The organism is Actinomyces ruminis, from assembly GCF_002154335.2.
In the GTDB taxonomy this organism is placed as follows: Bacteria; Actinomycetota; Actinomycetes; order Actinomycetales; family Actinomycetaceae; genus Actinomyces; species Actinomyces ruminis.
This window is the reverse complement of the sequence record NZ_MTPX02000046.1, coordinates 23733-41507: the sequence shown is the minus strand read 5'-3', so window position 1 is coordinate 41507 and position 17775 is coordinate 23733. Positions and strand designations below refer to the sequence as shown.

Below are 17775 nucleotides of genomic sequence, written 5' to 3'. Positions count from 1 at the left end.
TCGCCGAATCCACGACATTGCAGCCCTGTGTTCATATAGCTGTACGGCGCCGGGATACTCCTAAGCGACCAATACGGACAACAGCGAGCAACCACAGCACGCATCCTGCGCACAGCAGCACTGTCGCGGGCGTCGGCCAGGCCGGGAACCCTCCGTCCGGGTTGGCCGAGAACTGCTGCGCCTGCTGCCACCACCAACGCACAAAGAACATCGCCCATGCAACAAGCCAGACACCGGTGGCGACACCGGCCAGTCGCCGTGAACACGTCAGCCCGGCGGCCATCACGACCGCTAGCGTGAGCAGCGCTGGCAATAGATAACGCGGGTGCAGGCCACCACCGCCGGCCGAGTACTTCAGCTGCATCGCCACTATGAGGACCGCCTCGACACCAAGCAGACCAGCAACGGCAAGATCCACCCGCTGCACCCGCTTGCGCGCAATCGCCACGATGCCTGCCCCAAGCCCACACGCGGCAGGCACCAGTATCAGCAACAGACCGATCCGCCCGAGGGCGGGAACAGGGACGAATAGTGAGAGCAGCCGGTGCCATGTTTCGGCACGTGTCGCGAGCTCGCCCACCGAGACACTGACCGTGTTGAAGTGTTCGGCCGCCCAATCGGGATGCCCACCCGTGATCGTTCCGGTTAGGCGCACGTTGCGCAGGTAGAACCAGCCAGACGACAGTGCTACCAACAACCCTATGGCCACGGCGTTGACCATTGAGGTCCATCGCCCCCAGCGGTCCCGGCCAGCACCCCGTGCGAATCCCTCCGCCACGATTGCGGCCATACAGACGGCGACGACCACCATCAACGACAAGCGGGTCAGTAGTGCCGCACAGCAGACCATGGCGAGCAGGATCCAGCGACATCGTGAAGGACCCAAGCGGATGAACTGGAAGGTGAGCGCCATGCAGACGGCCATCAGCAGCGTGGCCAACGTGTCGTTGTACACGGCCCCCGAGACCCCCAACATCGAGCAGCATAGAGCTGCGATCAGCGTCGCAACCGGAGCCAGCAGCTGATTCTTGGGGAAGGCAACCCGCGCGGCATAGCCGATCGTCGCAACAGCTGTGGCCCCGAGCAACACGTTCACTGCCCTCGCGGCGAGCCCCGCGATGAGTACCCCGTAGGAGTCTGTCAGAGGTCCTGCCAAGGGCGCCATGATCAAGTAGAAGAGTGGCGGGTGCTGTGAAACCGCCTGCACCGACAAGGGTGTCTTGGGCCCCGATCCCGGAATGACCGGGCCCTCGAAGAAGTCGGGCCACTGCCCGTGCCAGAGCTGGAAGGCGTAATCGAGGTGATTTACCTCATCAACGCTGCCGAACAGCGGTATCAGCAGCGCCCGGCCCGCAGCGCACAGGACGAAGCCCACAACCACCAATCGCTGGATTCCCGCGGTTCCCGGGGATCCAGCCGCCGGGCGGGGAGCCTCGCCGGCGGCACCGGCGCCCCGCCCGCTGTTCCAAGTTCTCGCATGTTGCACCGGTTCACCATAGGGCTTACAACGCGGCTCGTTGCCACCGGCACACAACCGTGACCCGGGTCCCGCTGCTGTGGGCAAGTCGGCTGAAGGTTGGACCACGTTCGCGGCGGCACGCGCATTCAAAACCCGTGCCCGTCGGCTAACCTGCCTGCATGCGAATCTCCGTAATTGGTTGTGGATACCTGGGCGCCGTGCACGCGGCCTCAATGGCCGAGCTGGGCCATACGGTGGTGGGGGTCGACGTAGACGCCCGCAAGGTCGAGCTACTGTCCCAGGGCAAGGCCCCCTTCTTCGAGCCCGGCTTCGAGGAGATCCTGCGCCGCAACGTGGAGGCCGGTCGACTGACCTTCACCGCCGACTACGCGGCGATCGCCGGCGCGCAGGTGCACTTCATCGGCGTGGGCACGCCCCAGTCCGAGACGGGCGCCGCCAACCTCACCTACGTGAATGCAGCCATCGAGGGCATGCTGCCGCACCTGGGTCAGTGCGCCGACGGCGTAGAGGTCGTCGCCGGCAAGTCCACCGTCCCCGTGGGCACCGCCGCCCGCCTGGCCGAGCAGGTTGCCCCCACCGGCGTGATCCTGGTGTGGAACCCGGAGTTCCTGCGCGAGGGCTTCGCGGTCAAGGACACGCTGGACCCCGACCGCATGGTCTATGGGCTGCCCGACGACGAGCAGGCCGCGGCGGACGCGCAAGCGGTCCTGGACGAGCTGTACCGGCCGATTATCGATGCGGGCACGCCCCGGCTGGTGATGGACTACCAGACCGCTGAGCTGGTGAAGATCTCCGCCAACGCCTTCCTGGCCACCAAGATCTCCTTCATCAATGCCATGGCGCAGATCTGCGACGCCGTCGGCGCAGACGTGACTGCGCTGGCCGGCGCCATCGGTCTGGACGACCGTATCGGCAAGCGCTTCCTGCGTGCCGGCATCGGCTTCGGTGGCGGCTGCCTGCCCAAGGACATCCGTGCCTTCCAGCGCGCGCCAATGAGCTGGGGGTGGGGCAGGCGCTCGGCTTCCTCGCTGAGGTGGACAAGGTCAACGACGCCGTGCGCCACTCCGTGGTAGACACCGCCCGGCGACTGCTGGGCGAGGACCTGGCCGGCAAGCGGGTGGCGATCCTCGGTGCAGCCTTCAAGCCCGACAGCGATGACATGCGCAATTCCCCCGCGCTCGACCTGGCTCAGGAGCTGACCGGTCTGTCCGCCTCCGTGGTGGTCATGGACCCGGCGGCCGGCCCCATCCTGGCCGACCGCGAGGGCCTGCCTTACCAGATTGCCGGCTCTATTGAAGAGGCATTGACCGGCGCGGACCTGATCGTGCTGGGAACCGAGTGGAAGCAGTTCACCACCTTCGACCCCGCCAAGGCGGCCGAGCTGGTGGCCCGCCGCATCGTGATCGACGGCCGCAATGCGCTGCCACGTGAGGACTGGAAGGCCGCGGGCTTCACCTACGCGGGCATCGGTCGGCGCTAGCCGTACAGACAACAACAGCGGCCCGAGAACCAGTCAGCCATGCAGTTGACTGGTTCTCGGGCCGCTGGCATTGCTTCTTCACCTGGACGGTCAGATCCAAACAGCGTCGCGCAGCGCCAGCAAAAAGGTCCGGCCAAAACGCGTAGTCGGCTCCAGCACGGCGCTCTCCGCCCACTCGTTCCAGGCGTTGATGAACACCACGCGGTGCTCCGGCTCCCGAGACATCACCGAGTCGATCAGACCTGCAACCCAGCGACGGAAGGTGTACGGGTTCGAGCCGTACCAGGTGTCCGCCGTCCACTGGCGGCGCGCAGTGTTGTCAAACGCGACCATGGCCCCCGGATACTCGCTGTCATCCAGTGTGCCGGACATGGCCAGCGAAGCCTTGACAGTCTCCTGGTAGCTCATGAAGTTCCCGCGCCAACGCGAGTCGAGGCCGACCTCTGTCGCCGGACCGGCCACCCAGGGCAGGTTGTGTGGGGGGAACTGGAGCGTGCCATCTATGCCGGTTTCGCCGCCGAGAGCCTGGATACCGTCGAACTCCTCCGCAACTGCGACGGCGAGCACGTACAACTCGCCAACGCCCGCCTCACGAGCCTTCTGGCGCCAGGTCGCGACGACGTCCGGGAAGTTCGTCATCTGTGCCGGGCGATATACGGCCAGGACGGCCTTGCCGTCGATACGCATGTAGCGCGAGTCGAGGAGGAACTCCATGACGTCGTCGATGAAGGTCTCGGCCGGCACCTTCGTATAGTCCTGGCCGACGAGGATGTCCGCGGCCCTGCCGTCCCAGCGACGGGTCCAGTTCTCGTTTGCCCACATGATGCAGTAGGGCTGATCGAGATCGGATGCGTGTAACCGCTCGATCGGAACGTTCAGCAGTCTCTCGCCGGAGAACCAGTAGTAGTAGTACATGAAGCCGGCGATGCCGTGTTCGCGAGCCAGTACGGCCTGCTTGCGCCGGACCTCGTCGTTGGCGAGGTCGTAGAAACCGAGCTCGGTCGGCAGCTTCGGCTGGTAGTGCCCCCGGTATCCCGGGATCGCGGCGGTGACATTCGACCACTCGGTGAATCCCTGCCCCCACCAGCGGTTGTTCTGGGGCGAGTCGTGGAACTGCGGCAGGTAGAAGGGGATCACCTGAGCTCGCGCGTACCGGCCCGTGCCTCGTTCGAAACGCAAATACACGTCGGATGCACTCGTGTCCTGCTTGCCGAGTTCGGCCACCTCGGCCATTCGCAGGCCCGCCTCCTCGGTGAGGATACCCAGCAGACGTTCAACGGCGTGCGCGGTGGTGGCGTCTACCTGCCCGTTCTCCTCATCGAAGTCTGCGTGCTGCAGGTTCAGGGCGCGCAGGCCCTGCAGCAGAAACCCACGGATCCAGTACATGGAACCGGAGGCGAAGCGCAGGGCATCAGGATCGTCCAGCGACAATTCCAACCGGCGCAGCAGCTGCTCGACGATGTGCTGGTCCCCGCCCCAGAAGTCGGGTCCGACCACGCAATCGTCGGCTGTGACCAGGCCCAGGGAGGAGTCCGAGGCGAAGGCGTTGAGAATCTCCTTAGCCCGCTGTTCCGAGCCGAGCAGGTCACCCAGCAGCTGATCCTTCCAACCTGCGCCGTCGCCGGCGAGATCCGCGTGATCCTCACGCCAAGGGCTTCGCTTGGTGTGTACCTTCAGCACGATGTCGTATGGGTCGAGGAAGCCGGCGTTGATCAGTTGCACGGTCGGGAAGATGTCCCGCCCGTGATTGGCCACCTCAACGATGGACACGTGTCCCAGCCGCGGCAGCTGCTCCCGTGGAACAGTGAGTTCATGCTGGGAGGCATTGGTGATGAACAGATCGAAGTCGACGGGTATGACACGCAGGTGCTCGAATAGTTCCTCCATGAGCTCGGGGTAGAAGCAGTGGATCACCACTGCGACCCGTGCCGGATCCTCGTTGACGAGCGAGTCGTCCACCCGCCAGTGGTCCGGGAATCCGGAATTCTGCCGTCCTCCCAACCGTGAGACGTACTCGTTGAAGTCCGCACAGTGCTTACTCTGGTAGCCGCGGACGCTGCCGCTGGCGACCAGGTTGGCGAGCGCATTTCGGCCTCGGGCAGCGAAGTAGCTTGCTCGGCGTACGAGCCCGGTCTTGGTGACTTTGGTCATCGCAGGTCCTTACCACTCGTTGACGTCGGTTCCGAACCGCCGCCGAATGTACTGAGCCGCCTCGGCCGCTTCAGCCTCGGTAGACGGATGGGTCATGATAGTGCGCTTGAGAAAGGGCACACCGGATTCGATCAGGTTCTTCCAGCCGTCGACGGTGGGGTTTCCGTAGGGAACTCCCAACTCCGGGCCGGTCACCCACACCTCGGTCGAGTAACACTCGGCGAAGGCCAGACGGGACACGCCAATCTCATAGGAGAGGACGACGTCCTCCTTCCCGGACTCCACACGGACGGAGTTGAAGAAGTCCCTCCAGGGTTGATCGGCGAGTATCCCGCCCCTGAAGGACAGAAAGAAGCTCTGAATATGGTGGGCAAACTGGAACGATGCGGTGAGGCCACGGATGTCCGGACCAGGCGCGACGGCCCACTCCAGCAGTTCATCGATCGGAGCGAACGGGCCCAGCAGGGAGTCGTTGGTGAGCAGCACCGTTCCTGCATTGCGCAGTTCTGGGAAGCACCCCAGGGCGGTGGCCCACGACCCGAAATCGTAGCCGAGGTTCGGGCGCCGGATGATCATCGTGTCGTTCGGAATCCCCGCCGGGAACTCCAGTGGCTCGGCGGACTCGCAGGTCGAGATCACCATGGTCGCGTATCCAGCCGTATCCAACCGCTTGAGATACTCGGACAGCGACTTGGGCTGTAGCGGGCCGACGGAGAACTGTGCCACCAGGGCCACGCGGTCAGAGCCCACGACAGTGGTGGGCCTACCGCGCTCGATGTGCACGCGCCCTCGAGACACCTCCGACACCAGCGGGCCGCGTCTCTTCAGCCGCGGGCGCCTCACCTCAGGGCTCCCCGCAGGCGGGTCTTGAAGGCACGCACCGGTGCGGTGGCCCGCCACGATGAGGAATGGCGCAAGACGTCGATCTGCTCCCAGGCGCCGCTGACGACCCTGTTGGCACGCCGCAGTTCCTTCTCGAGCTCTTCGTTGCGCATGGAGAGCTCGGCCATCTCGTGCTTCATCTTGTGCAGGGTTGCGCGGAGCTGCCGGATTTCCTCCTCGCAGTCACGCGCTCTGGTGTCCGAATCCACGCCAAGCAGTTCTTCCGGTTCGTTGGCGGATGTGCTCATTGCTGTCCTTCCCCGGGGACGGGAAGCCCCGGCCGTTTACTCCAGTGTCCCGGAGCAAGTGTGACCAGTCCGGGTTCGTCCATGGTCCTGTCGGCACGGACAATGAGTTCAGTACGCCGATCGGACAGGTCGAAAATCTGTCCGTCCCTGACGAAGCAGGTAGTCAGCCACAGTCTTCCGGGCTGGAAGACCACCTGATCGATCTTATAGTCGATGAAGGAATCGCCTTCACGTAGTGAGTACAGCGTGCCCGCCGCCTTGGAGTTGGGGCCCGCGATCGTAACGCCGCCGTCGGTCGAGAACCCGAGCCCCAGCTCAACGTCGTGCAGATCCTTCTTGGCGTTCACATGCACGCGCACGATCAGGGGCTTGCCGTACGTGGCGAATGCGACATCTTCGAGGTCGCCGTCCAACAGCTCCACGCCGGTCATGCGGCAGTCGCCGTTGCCTGATTTAGCTTGTACTGATCATCCTCAGGGAACTCCTCCTCCGGCTGCTCCTGCGCCCGTTGGCGGGCCTCCTTCTCATTGACTGAGGTCAGGTAGGCGGACACGACCTCATCGGCATCGCCAACCATCTGCACCTTGCCGTGGTCTAGCCAGACGGCTTCGTCGCACATCTCGGTGGCCAGCGACAGCGAGTGCGTCACCAGCACAATGGTGGTGCCGCGGTCGCGCAGTTGCCGCATGAGGTCGAAGCACTTGCGCTGAAACTCCTCGTCTCCCACGGCGATGATCTCATCGACCACCAGGATCTCCGGCTCGATGGCCACGGCTGCAGCAAATCCGAGCCGAACCGTCATGCCGGAGGAGTAGACCTTGACAGGCTCGTCAATGAAGTCACCGATGTCCGCGAAGCTGATGATCCAATCGATGGAGTCATCGATCTGTTTCTTGGTGCGCCCGAGGATGGCCCCGTTGAGGTAGATGTTCTCTCGGCCCGTGAGCTCGCCGTGGAAGCCGGCCCCGACCTCCAGCAGCGCATCCACCTTGCTGGAGACCATGACCTCGCCCTCGTTAGGCCGGTACACGCCGGCGAGGATCTTGAGCATAGTGGATTTGCCGGACCCGTTGTGCCCGACAAGCCCGAAGGTGATGCCCTTCTTCACCGCGAAGCTGACATTGTCCAGGGCGTGGAAGACGTGGGTGTCGCGAGAGCGTCCGCGCACGAAGCGTTCCTTGAGGGAGTCACGCCGGTCGGCATGCAGCGTGAAGTGCTTGGAAACGCCACGCACCTCAATGGCGAAGTCGTCACCGGTGTGGGAACCGGTTGGAGCAGCTGCAGTGTTCATGTTCAGATCCTCTCCCCCAGGTCGGCACCCCACCTGCGGAAGACGAGCACCGCACCAATGAGGGCGAGTCCTGCCCAAGTACAGCAGGCCAGCCAGTCGCCAATGGCCCCGGTTGAAGCGAGTAGACCAGCGACCGGAACAAACTGATGAACTGGGCCATGGGCATCGCTTGAATGAGATCGTGGGCTGGCAGACCCCATACAGACTCGGGCACGATGTCAGGGTTATAGATGATGGGAGTTGCATAGAACATCAGCTGCAGAAAGACGCCCACGAGGTGCGCAAGGTCGCGAACGTAGATGTTCCAAATGGACAGGACCACACTAATGGCACCGGTGAACACAACGAGCAGCAGCAAGAATGGCACCAGCAACAGCCAGGTCCAGGACACGTTCGTCAGGCACAACAACACGACCAGCAGCAGCCCGACCTCGATACCCGACTGCACCCCGATGGCGAGGCAGGAACCGAGCACTGCGGAGTACGCCGGAAAATAGACCTTCTGCAACAGACCCCCGGAACCGAGCAGCCCATTGATTCCCGCATTAATTGAGTTCTGAAAGAACCCCCAAATAGTCAGGCCTGCGAATAGCCATACGGCAAAGATTCCGATACCCTCATGCCGTGAGGCGATAGTTGCCGGAACCATTTTGAACAGTCCGCCGAATATCAGCGTGTAAATGCCCAGGGAGGCCAGGGGAACCACGAGTGACCACAGCCAGCCCAGAGCAGTCCCCTTGAACTTCGACTTGAGGTCGCGCTGCCCGAAGGCCTGAATGAGGTCCCACTCCTGCCAGAACGACCTCCTGGACCTCACGTTCGTTTTGTTCATGCAGTCCTCACTTGCCTCGGGGTGCACGCCGGAGCGCAGACGAGTCCTCAGGGACTCGCGTATGCGCGTCCGCGCCGGACAGACCAGGCCACCATACCCGTTAGGCCACGGGCGCAGAGGGGAGCAGCAGGTGATGTCTCCCGCAACTTCTCCGGCTGCGTCGACCGCGTCGGACGGGTTACCCTGTGGGAGCCCAGTTGCGGGAGCACAGCATTGCTAGGGAGGACACGCATGCCGGTAGTGGTAGCAGTTGTCGTGACCTTCGGCCCCGATCATGACATCGCTGAGCTACTCCGGGTTCTGGACGAACAGTGCGATCACGTACTCGTCGTCGACAACGGCACCCCCGCAAACGGGTTGACCCGCATCAAAAGAGCGGCGGCTGAAACAAACGCCGAAGTGTTGGCCTTGGGACACAACCGGGGAATCGCCGCGGCTCAGAACGTCGGTATCGCGCGCGCTCGCGAACTGGGCGCCTCCCACATACTGCTGTCTGATCATGATTCACTGCCGGCTCCGAGAATGGTGGAGAAGCTGTTGTCCGGCTTCGACTCCACGGGACGGGTCGCCGCAGTAGGACCTTTACCGGAAGAAGACCGCGAGGGCGGCGATCAGCTCGTCTACGTGTGTCGCTCGTGGAAACCGGGGCGGGCAACACATGCGGAGCTGGACACCGACCGGCTCGAGGTTGCCTTCCTCATCGCCTCCGGCTGCCTGGTGAGCATCGACGCGCTGGACACGATCGGGGACATGGACGAATCCTTGTTCATCGACCACGTCGACTTGGAATGGGGATTGCGCGCTCACCAGGCCGGTTACCGGCTACTGGTTGTTCCCGACGCCAAGCTGCACCATTCGCTGGGCGACGACGTCGTCATGCTGCCGGGCAGGTCGCAACCAGTGCACGTCCACGGGCCGACTCGCAATTACTACCTCGCCCGCAACACCATAGCCCTGGTCCGCAGGCACGCGCTCATGCCCTGGCGGTGGCGGGTGCGGTACGTGTACTGGCTGGCCAAGTACGTAGCCTTCAACTCCGTGTTGCCGGACCGCGGCAAGGAGCGCAGACGCCTGCTGCGCCGAGGCATCCGGGACGGCCTGCGCGGCCGTTCAGGGCCGCTCGACGCCGGAGCTTGAGTCAGCCCCGTCCCGCGTCTGTGCCCGCATATTTCCGCGTGCTAGGAGACCCTCCCCACTCCGAGGATATCGATGACCACCAGCAGCAGCACCAGGGCACACAGGCACCAGACGACGATATGCCCGCGCTTCTTTAACGACTTTAGTAGCAGTCCTAGGACCAAGGCGGTGAGCGGGATCAGCGTGACCCCATAACGCGCCGAAACGATGGGGAAGTAGACCTCCTCGCGCACCCATGACTGGACCTGAACCAACAGGACCACCAGCACCGGCCCCGCTACCGCGATACCCGCCAGGAGTCGCTCACGCCCGCGCAGCGCAATGAGCCCGCAGAAGGGCGCCACAGTCAGCGCCAGCCCCGCCAAATTGGTGAGGAGCTGCCCGTGATAGGTCATGACCGGTGACCCCTCCCAGTATCCCGAGGTGTATCCGAACACGTGGGTGAGCGTCGGCAGCCATTCGTCGAACGGTTGACCCACATATTCAGTGTTGTTCTGGCCGAGAACCTGGTTCTCCCAGCCAGTCGGCGTGTGGGCGGTCACGTATCGCCCCCAGAGCAGGGTCACCAGACCCCCTCCGGAAACACCAGCAGCTACAGTCAGCAGCGGCTGCCACCAGCGGCCGCGCCCGCGCACCAGTCGCACCACTGCGACAATTCCCAGGACCCCAAGCACGATGACCAACGACGCCAGGGCGATCGTCTTGACCAACCCCGCACAGGCACCGGTGATCAGGCCAGCAATGCCGCCGACTTCCCAGACAGCTCACGCGTGAGCACAATCGCCGACAACACCCCGAAGATGAGGAACGGCGCGTCGGTGGAAACGGTTGTGGCCACCATCAGGGTGAAGGGGTTGGCAAGCAGCAGCAGTGTCACCGGCGCAGCGAGCCCGCGTGGCAGGGACCACATGCGCATCAGGGCGTAGACCATCATTAGGCCAACCGCGACGAGGACCGCGCAGGAGATGCGCATGAGTGTCACCGGGTCGAGGGAGGTTACGACCATGCCGATGCGGGTCATCAGTGCAACCACGGCGAAGAAGCCCGGCGGCTGCCAGGCGTTGTAGTTCTCCGTGATCACGTCGAACTGCGACGGATCGGTCACACCGCATTCGGGCAGTTTGTCGTACAAACTCGCCTGCTTCCTGCAGGACCACTCCTCGAGCGTAAAGGGGGTGTAGATATCGCCGCGGTGGGGAAGCTCACCGTGCATGATGCGCCATACGTAGTCAATATGGGTCGCCTCGTCGATGGGGCTGATCTCGGTTACACGCATGATCTGCACCACCGCGAGGGCGAGAGCGAACAGGCCTATCGCCAGGGCGACGCCGATGTCGGCCCGCCGCCGACGCCACCAGAAGCTCCACCGGAACCGTCCGTTGCTGTCACCTGTCCGACTTCGACGTATCGACGCAACGGCGTCCGTAACATCTTCCACCATGTCACTCCTCATGTATCACCGACTCCTACCCTCGCCCGGTGGCCGCCCCGGAACACCTACTCAGGCAATGTCCGCTCCCGACTATGCCCCTGCCGGGCGGCGAGAATTCCCGCCCCACCCATGGAGAGATCCGCGACGGTCAGCACCACGCGGGACAGCAGCACCACGGCGACGACGCCGCCCGTGGTAAGCGACCCCGCCAGAACGAGCCCGAGCACGCCCTCGCGCACGCCGGCACCCGCGGGGACGAAGACAATCAGGAAACCGACGGTCCAGGCCATGGCGTAACCGCCGATGCACAACGCCAGCGTGGCCGGCGAGCCGGTCATACCGATGCCGATGGCCAACAGCCACACCTGAACGCCGGCGACCGCCCAAGCGACGAGTGTCCACGCCGTGCAAGCGCCGATCCCGGACCAGCTGACCGGATGCTCCAGCGGCGGCCGTCCCGTGAGCCGGAAGACCAGCGCGAGTAGCCGGTTGAGGACCGGCGGCAGCAGCATGACGACGAAGACGGGCAGCGTCCAGCTCACCCAGCCATAGCTTTCGCGCAACCGCTCCGAGGCGAACGGCATCGTTACCACCGCCAGTGCGGCGCCGGTGACGATGGAGACGATTACCGTCACCGCCATGACCGACACCGAGCGACGGCGCGGAATGTCATGGTCCGCACCGAGCTCGGCCGCGGCGAGGATGTTCCACACGCCTCCGGGCATGTACTTGCCAAGCTGGGAGATGAAGAAGACGCGGAAGGCCGCGGCGAGCGGCAGCGTGGTGCCCATGTCTGCCAACAGCACCCTCCAGGCGAACATGGTCAGCAGTACGTAGGCGAAACCGGCAAGCAGCGAACCGAGCAGTAGCAGGGGACTCATGCCGGCCATGGCCGTGACGATGTCATTCCACTGGGAGACCACGGCGTAGATAGCCAGGACCACCACGAGCATCAGGAAACCGACGCGTACCGGTGTGGAGCGCAGTGCTCCCATGGTCTTCTTGATGACCGCGTTCACCGACTCGTCTCCCGGACTTCCACGCGGTCAAGGACGGCGGCCAAAGTGGCAACCGCCTGCTCGGGTACGAAGGCCTCCGCGGCGGTCGCGGCGCGTTCACGTGCCTCGCGCAGCGCCGCCGGATCGGTTGCCAGATGCTCCAACGCGTCTGCCAGGGCCTGGGGATCACCCGGCGGCACCAACAGGGCGCCGTCACCGAGCAGTCTCCGCTGTGGGGCGGTGTCGGAAGTGATGACGGCGCATCCGGCCGCCAGCCCCTGGTAGACCTTGTTCGGGACGACGTCGAGCGCTTTGTCGGTGGTGCCGACGATGCCGAGGCAGACATCGTGCTCGGCCACTACGCGGGGCAATTCAGCGGAGTCCACCCAGTCGCGCCACTGAACCATCTGCTCGGCTGGGGAGTCGGCCAGGATCTGCTCGCATTCGGCGCGATCCTGCCCCGCTCCGATCAGTAGTGCCCGCACCGGAGTGCCGTGCTCGGCGAGCAGGCGCAGAGCAGCAGCGATATATGGCGCGCCCTGGAGCGGGGTGAACAGCCCGAAGAACACCACGGTAAGGGGACGATCCGCATCTCGCACACCGTCGTCGTCAACGCGCGCCGCCGCCGCGGCCCTTCCGGCCTCGTACCAGGAGGCGGGGGCACCGACCGGGACGATCACCCCGCGGTCGGCGATGGAATCGTCCAGCTTGGCGGCGTGCTCGACGGTGTCCAAGACGACGATATCCGCGGAGTGCGTGGCCATGCGGTCGAGGACTGACAGGAGCCTCGCCTTCACCCCGTCCTCACCGCGGTCGCGCGCAGTGCCGGAGGCGAAGATCAAGTGGTCCAGAACGATCGTCGTGCGAGGGTACAGCAGGCGGGCAAGCAGTACGTCGAAATGACCCATGTAGCCCACGAGCAGGGCGTCGGGCCGGTGGGAGCCGCGGTAGCGGCGACTACCTGCGGCCAGCCGGGACCAGCGTGAGACCAGTCGCCCGGCGAGAACCGGTAGCCGCCAGGGCTGTTTGAGGATCGCGACCCGGTCGGCGGTGCTCAGACCCAGGGGCTCATCAAGCTCAAGCACCTCGTTGCCGGGGGTGCGTCGTAGCCCCTCCAGAAGCACCTCGACGCGCGGGTGTGAGGCGACGTCGTAGGTGCCGAAGCCCAGAACCCTGCGCATGTCTCAGTTCCCCTGGCCGTAGCCGTCGTCCCCGCCCGGCCGCAGACCGGGGATGAGGGCGGCTCGGATACCGGGAATCTGCGTGTCATCCACACGTCCGTACTCGATGTTCTTCACCCGTTCCAGGGTCTCCTCGATCAGCACTCGGTTGGTGCGCTGCAGGTCGGCGATCACCAGCAGGGCCACGCACAGCAGGGCCGCCACCAGCATGGTGGTGCCGAAGACCAGAGACTGGATGTGACCGCCGGCGGTGCCCATGCACCACAGGATGAAGAAGCGGATGAACGGGATGGCCCCGACGATGGCGAAGAACGTCGCCAGCCAACCGAGCACCACGTGCGGCTTGAACATCAGGTAGGAGCGGGTGATCGCCCCACCGGACTTGGCCATGTGCTGGAAGATGTTGTTGAACAGGCGGGATTCGCGGGTCTTGGGGTTGGTGGTGATCGGCACCGAGGCGATGCGCAGCCGCTTGTTGCCCGCCTGGATGATCGTCTCCATGCAGTAGGAGAACTGGGTGATCACGTTGAGCTTGAGCAGGGCGTTCTTGGAGTAGGCGCGGAAGCCGGAGGCAGCGTCGGGCAGGCGCGTGCCGGCCGCGTAGTTGACCACCTGGGAGCCGAAGTGCTGCATGCGCTTCTTGAACCAGGAGAAGTGGGCGATCTTGGCGGTCTGCCGGTCGGCGATGGCAATATCGGCCTCGCCGCGCACCACCGGTGCCACCAGGTCGCCGATGTACTCCTGCTTGTACTGGTTGTCGCCGTCGGTGTTGACCACGATGTCGGCGCCGTGCGCCAGGGCGTAGTCCACGCCGTCGCGGAAGGAGCGGGCCAGGCCCATGTTGCGTGCGTGACGCACAAAGTGCTTGACCCCGTGTTCCCGAGCCACCTCCACGGTGCGGTCCTTGGAGCCGTCGTCGATGACGAGGATCTCGATCTCGTCGATGCCCTCGATCTGGCGGGGGATCGTGTCCAGGACCATGCCTAGCGTCCCCTCCTCATTGAGACAGGGGATCTGCACAAACAGCTTCATGTACTTCCTTCTCGGATGGGCACGGGACGTGTGCACGCCTGACATCGTGGCCGAGCGAGCAGCACAAGCCTACAAGCTGCCATATGCGCTACGTATCTGCGCGAACGACATCGCGCTGTTCAGCGCACCACGCCGAGAGTGTCCTTCTTGTCTCCATTCCAGTCACCCACGATCGTCTGGTCGCCGGCCCGGCCGTAGATCTGGACGATGTCAGCAACACCGCTGGACAGAGAGTTTCGGACGTAGTACGTGGCGTTGCGGCGCACGGCGAGGGTGTCCTTGCCGTTCCCGTTCCAGTCGCCCACCAGAACGGTGTCGGTGGGTTTGCCGTAGGTGATGACCTGATCCGCCTTCCCACCGGTCAGCGAGTTCTTGATGTGGTACTGCCGGCCGCGTCGCACCGCGAGGGTGTCCTTGCCATCCCCGTTCCAGTCTCCGACAATCACCTCATCGGAGGCGGCGCCGTAGGTGACCACTTTGTCCGCGGTCCCGCCATACATAGAGTTCTTGAAGTAGTAGGTGTTGCCGCGCCGCACCGCCAGGGTGTCGGTGCCGTTGCCGTCCCAGTCCCCTACGAGCACCTGATCGGTGTTCTTGCCATAGGCGAAGGTGCGCAGGCTGGCGCCGGAGGTGTTGGTGTTGCGGAAGCCGTAGGCGGCGCCGTTACGCACGCCGGTGGTGTCCTTGCCGTCGCCGTTCCAGTCTCCCGCCAGAACGGTGGTGGCCGGAGTGGTGTAGGTAAAGACCGTGTTGGCGGTCGCCGACCAGGAATCGTTGAGGTAGATCTGGTGACTGCGCGCACCATTGGTACTCGTCGTGGTCGACGCCGATCCGCTGCTGCTTGCACTGTTGATCTGGCTCTGCGCGGTCGAGCGGATCTGTCCCAGCTTGGAGTAGCCGACGTCGCCCGGGCAGGTGGTGTAGCCGACGTCGCGGTGGCCGGAGATGGCGGGCAGGGAGATGGTTTGGCCGGCGGCGTACTTCTCCGTGGACTTGAAGGTGAAGGAGGCGGAGCCCGTAGCGCTGGTGACCCCGGCCCGCTTCAGGAACCAGCCGGCCATCTTGCCGACGTTGGTCAGCTGAGTGCTGGAAGGGGAGACGGACGTGTAGGTGCCCATCATGGAGATGCCCATGGTGCCGGTGTTGGCGCCGTAGGCGTGACCGCCCACCACCATCTTGCCGGCCGCGGCACTGGTGGAACCGTAACGGCCCTCGAAGACCTGCCCGTACTTATCTACCAGGAAGTTGTAGCCGATGTCGCCCCAGCCGAGCGTGACCGCGTGGTAGTAGTAAATGCCGTTCACAATGGAGGCGGACTGGCTGGAGGTGTAGTTGTTCGTCCCGGCGGTGTGGTGGACGATCACGTGTTTGGCCGCCACGTATGACGGCGTCCAGGTCATGTAGGAGGAGTTGGCGCCCCACTCCGCGCGGTGATCACGGGTACCGGCAGGCCGCCCGCGGTGGTAGCGGCAGACAGCGCGGCGGGCAGGTTCGGGCTGACGGAGGTGCCGCCGCTCGCGCCGGTCGAGGCCGCGGCGGGCTCGGTGGTTGCAGAGGTGGTCTCGATGGGCCCCGGCTCTCCCTCCTGCGCGTCGTCCTCAGCGGTCTCCGGCGAGACGGGGGTGGGGGTCGCCAACCCACCGGTCAGGTCTTGAGGTGCTTCTTCAGGTGTGGCCACCCCGGTGGGCTCGGCATCCACGGAGTCGAGGCTCTCGGGTTCAAGCACCTCCTCGCCGACAGGCTGACCGGGGATGAGCGCAAGCTGAAGGTCGGCGGGCAGGTCGGCCGCATCGCCGACGACGCTGGCCTGCACGGCGTCGGCGCCGCCGGTGATGAATTCCTCGGTTCCGGCCACCCCGGTGGTGTCATCCCGGCCGGCTCCGCTGGCCTCGTTCAGGTACCAGTCGGACCAAACGCCGTTCTCCCGCACGCGCAGGTAGACGTCCAGCCCGTCGGGCAGCTCATCGGCGCCGCTCCAGGTGAAGCCGGCCACCAGAAAGTCATCCACCTCCAACGGCTCAGTCAGCAGGAGCGCGTCCGCCTCCGGATCCACGTCGCCGGCGGCCGCCCGGGCCGCAGTTGCCAGACGCGCATTAAGCGCGGGGGCGACGCCGGTGCCGCCGCTCGTACCCGCTGGGGTCGTCTCCTCCGCCAGCCCGGCCTCGGCGACTTCGGTGGCCTCGCCGGTGGAGGTGGTCAGTTCGAGCAGTTGCACGGGTGCGGCCGCCGGATCGGCCGTCGCCGTCGTAGCAGGCATGAGTCCGGCCGCGAGCAGCGGAACCACCGCCGTCAGCCCGAGAAGTCGTGGGAGGCGCATAAGGTCCTTTCAGCACCGCGAACAAAACCTGTGAGTCACATGTGCACGTTGAGACACATGTGACTGATGTGACCTGAAAGGCAGGTTACCGCCGATACCCGAGACATGGCGAGCGAATTGATCCATGTCACTTAACTACAGATGCGTAATTATCTCGACGTAATTCGAATGCGTTGAGCGATCAGAGATAAGTGGGCGGTCATTGCCACATCGCGTGGATACTTGGACCCCCGCCCAGCAGGAAGGTCCTGTGGCATGATTGCGATCGTTCGAACGCCTTCTAGCAGCGCAGTGGGAGCACTCCATGCATGTCCTCATCACCGGCGGCGCCGGCTTCATCGGTGCCAACTTCGTCCACCAGACCCTGGTGCGTCATCCCGACGCGAAGGTGACGGTGCTCGACAAGCTCACCTACGCCGGCAACCGGGGCTCCCTGGCGGACCTGGGCGACCGCATCGACCTGGTCGTCGGGGACATCGCCGATATGGACACGGTGGACCCGCTGGTGGCCGACGCCGACGTCGTGGTCCACTTCGCCGCCGAGTCCCACAACGACAACTCGCTGCGCGACCCCTCCCCCTTCATCCGCACCAACCTGGTGGGCACCTTCACGCTGCTGGAGGCCGTGCGCCGTCACGGGGTGCGCTTCCACCACGTGTCCACCGACGAGGTCTACGGCGACCTCGAGCTGGATGACCCGGCCAAGTTCACCCCCGACACGCCCTACAACCCCTCCTCCCCCTACTCCTCCTCCAAGGCCGGGTCCGACCTGCTGGTGCGCGCCTGGGTGCGTTCCTTCGGGGTGGAGGCCACCATCTCCAACTGCTCCAACAACTACGGCCCCTACCAGCACATCGAGAAGTTCATCCCCCGCCAGATCACCAACCTGATCGACGGCGTGCGCCCCAAGCTGTACGGCGCGGGTGAGAACGTGCGCGACTGGATCCACGTGCTGGACCACAACGACGCCGTGTGGGACATCATCGAGAAGGGCCGCATCGGCGAGACCTACCTGATCGGTGCGAACGGGGAGAAGAACAACAAGGAGGTCGTGGAGCTCATCCTGGAGCTGATGGGTCACGACCCCAGCGACTACGAGCACGTGGCCGACCGCCCCGGCCACGACATGCGCTACGCGATCGACAACTCCAAGCTGGTGCAGGAGCTCGGCTGGACCCCGCGGTACACGGACTTCCGCTCCGGCCTGCAGGCCACCATCGACTGGTACCGGGACAACGAGGCCTGGTGGCGGCCGCTCAAGGCAGAGGTCGAGGCCAAGTACGCCTCGCAGGGGCAGTAACCCCGCCCCGCGGC

At 64.8% G+C, this 17775-nt stretch carries 16 protein-coding genes and 1 pseudogene; 3 read left to right on the top strand and 14 right to left on the bottom strand.

Translation table 11 applies throughout. From position 1 onward, the window contains the following. Positions 1-31: 31 nt before the first annotated feature. The gene (locus BW737_RS09665) at positions 32-1375 is read right to left on the bottom strand and encodes a hypothetical protein (RefSeq protein WP_143233365.1); all 1344 of its coding nucleotides are present in this window, start codon (positions 1373-1375) and stop codon (positions 32-34) included. A 263-nt stretch (positions 1376-1638) separates the two neighbouring features. Between BW737_RS09665 and BW737_RS09660 the strand changes: the two are divergent. Continuing rightward, positions 1639-2960, top strand: a pseudogene (locus BW737_RS09660) (UDP-glucose dehydrogenase family protein). Between the two features lie 90 nt (positions 2961-3050). Here the strand turns inward: BW737_RS09660 and BW737_RS09655 are convergent. From BW737_RS09655 to BW737_RS09635, 6 genes are all read right to left on the bottom strand, one after another. Beyond that, positions 3051-5111, bottom strand: a complete 2061-nt coding sequence (locus tag BW737_RS09655) for a glycoside hydrolase family 99-like domain-containing protein (protein WP_086615245.1) — start codon at positions 5109-5111, stop codon at positions 3051-3053. A gap of 9 nt (positions 5112-5120) precedes the next feature. Then, positions 5121-5861 (bottom strand): rhamnan synthesis F family protein, encoded by a 741-nt coding sequence (locus BW737_RS09650; protein ID WP_257210685.1) that lies wholly within the window; start codon positions 5859-5861, stop codon positions 5121-5123. A gap of 89 nt (positions 5862-5950) precedes the next feature. Beyond that, positions 5951-6241 carry a methyltransferase gene (locus tag BW737_RS18325; protein ID WP_257210684.1) on the bottom strand — a complete coding sequence of 97 codons (291 nt, stop codon included), beginning with the start codon at positions 6239-6241 and terminating at the stop codon, positions 5951-5953. Continuing rightward, positions 6238-6672, bottom strand: coding sequence for a Wzt carbohydrate-binding domain-containing protein (locus BW737_RS18320; RefSeq protein ID WP_257210683.1), 435 nt, complete (start codon positions 6670-6672; stop codon positions 6238-6240). Before BW737_RS18320 ends, BW737_RS18325 begins: the two co-directional genes overlap by 4 nt. Beyond that, complete coding sequence (locus BW737_RS09640) at positions 6669-7532, bottom strand: ABC transporter ATP-binding protein (RefSeq protein ID WP_257210682.1); 864 nt, start codon at positions 7530-7532, stop codon at positions 6669-6671. The genes BW737_RS18320 and BW737_RS09640 overlap by 4 nt, the downstream gene beginning before the upstream one ends. Then, entirely contained in the window at positions 7492-8364 is an 873-nt protein-coding gene (locus BW737_RS09635; RefSeq protein WP_257210681.1) for an ABC transporter permease, read from the bottom strand. Before BW737_RS09635 ends, BW737_RS09640 begins: the two co-directional genes overlap by 41 nt. Before the next feature lie 231 nt (positions 8365-8595). Here BW737_RS09635 and BW737_RS09630 point away from each other — a divergent pair, with 231 nt between their 5' ends. Further along, on the top strand, positions 8596-9501 hold the full coding sequence (locus tag BW737_RS09630; RefSeq protein WP_086615244.1) for a glycosyltransferase family 2 protein: 906 nt from the start codon (positions 8596-8598) through the stop codon (positions 9499-9501). Positions 9502-9542: 41 nt separating this feature from the next. Here the strand turns inward: BW737_RS09630 and BW737_RS09625 are convergent, their stop codons facing one another. The 7 genes from BW737_RS09625 to BW737_RS18310 form a co-directional block, all read right to left on the bottom strand. After that, entirely contained in the window at positions 9543-10211 is a 669-nt protein-coding gene (locus BW737_RS09625; protein WP_086615243.1) for a hypothetical protein, read from the bottom strand. 20 nt (positions 10212-10231) lie between these two features. Beyond that, positions 10232-10942, bottom strand: coding sequence for a hypothetical protein (locus BW737_RS09620; protein ID WP_086615242.1), 711 nt, complete (start codon positions 10940-10942; stop codon positions 10232-10234). A 56-nt stretch (positions 10943-10998) separates the two neighbouring features. Then, positions 10999-11952: a lysylphosphatidylglycerol synthase domain-containing protein gene (locus BW737_RS09615; protein ID WP_218961884.1), complete on the bottom strand. Its 954-nt coding sequence runs from the start codon at positions 11950-11952 to the stop codon at positions 10999-11001. Next, a complete protein-coding gene (locus tag BW737_RS09610) occupies positions 11949-13112 on the bottom strand; it encodes a glycosyltransferase (protein WP_086615241.1) in 1164 nt (387 codons plus the stop codon). Before BW737_RS09610 ends, BW737_RS09615 begins: the two co-directional genes overlap by 4 nt. A 3-nt stretch (positions 13113-13115) precedes the next feature. Further along, positions 13116-14144 (bottom strand): glycosyltransferase family 2 protein, encoded by a 1029-nt coding sequence (locus BW737_RS09605; RefSeq protein WP_086615240.1) that lies wholly within the window; start codon positions 14142-14144, stop codon positions 13116-13118. Between the two features lie 119 nt (positions 14145-14263). Further along, the gene (locus BW737_RS18315; protein WP_257210679.1) at positions 14264-15544 is read right to left on the bottom strand and encodes an N-acetylmuramoyl-L-alanine amidase; all 1281 of its coding nucleotides are present in this window, start codon (positions 15542-15544) and stop codon (positions 14264-14266) included. After that, complete coding sequence (locus BW737_RS18310; protein WP_257210678.1) at positions 15541-16461, bottom strand: hypothetical protein; 921 nt, start codon at positions 16459-16461, stop codon at positions 15541-15543. The genes BW737_RS18315 and BW737_RS18310 overlap by 4 nt, the downstream gene beginning before the upstream one ends. Before the next feature lie 304 nt (positions 16462-16765). Between BW737_RS18310 and rfbB the strand changes: the two genes are divergently transcribed. Beyond that, positions 16766-17761 carry a dTDP-glucose 4,6-dehydratase gene (gene rfbB, locus BW737_RS09595; RefSeq protein WP_086615239.1) on the top strand — a complete coding sequence of 332 codons (996 nt, stop codon included), beginning with the start codon at positions 16766-16768 and terminating at the stop codon, positions 17759-17761. The last annotated feature ends 14 nt before the right edge of the window (positions 17762-17775 follow it).

Excerpts from the sequence above, each read along its gene's own strand:
- BW737_RS18310 (WP_257210678.1), bottom strand. The coding sequence starts at position 16,461 with ATGCGCCTCCCACGACTTCTCGGGCTGACGGCGGTGGTTCCGCTGCTC.
- BW737_RS09655 (WP_086615245.1), bottom strand. The coding sequence starts at position 5,111 with ATGACCAAAGTCACCAAGACCGGGCTCGTACGCCGAGCAAGCTACTTC.
- BW737_RS09610 (WP_086615241.1), bottom strand. The coding sequence starts at position 13,112 with ATGCGCAGGGTTCTGGGCTTCGGCACCTACGACGTCGCCTCACACCCG.
- rfbB (WP_086615239.1), top strand. The coding sequence starts at position 16,766 with ATGCATGTCCTCATCACCGGCGGCGCCGGCTTCATCGGTGCCAACTTC.
- BW737_RS09620 (WP_086615242.1), bottom strand. The coding sequence starts at position 10,942 with ATGGTGGAAGATGTTACGGACGCCGTTGCGTCGATACGTCGAAGTCGG.
- BW737_RS18315 (WP_257210679.1), bottom strand. The coding sequence starts at position 15,544 with ATGACCTGGACGCCGTCATACGTGGCGGCCAAACACGTGATCGTCCAC.
- BW737_RS09605 (WP_086615240.1), bottom strand. The coding sequence starts at position 14,144 with ATGAAGCTGTTTGTGCAGATCCCCTGTCTCAATGAGGAGGGGACGCTA.
- BW737_RS18325 (WP_257210684.1), bottom strand. The coding sequence starts at position 6,241 with ATGAGCACATCCGCCAACGAACCGGAAGAACTGCTTGGCGTGGATTCG.
- BW737_RS09630 (WP_086615244.1), top strand. The coding sequence starts at position 8,596 with ATGCCGGTAGTGGTAGCAGTTGTCGTGACCTTCGGCCCCGATCATGAC.
- BW737_RS18320 (WP_257210683.1), bottom strand. The coding sequence starts at position 6,672 with ATGACCGGCGTGGAGCTGTTGGACGGCGACCTCGAAGATGTCGCATTC.
- BW737_RS09640 (WP_257210682.1), bottom strand. The coding sequence starts at position 7,532 with ATGAACACTGCAGCTGCTCCAACCGGTTCCCACACCGGTGACGACTTC.
- BW737_RS09635 (WP_257210681.1), bottom strand. The coding sequence starts at position 8,364 with ATGAACAAAACGAACGTGAGGTCCAGGAGGTCGTTCTGGCAGGAGTGG.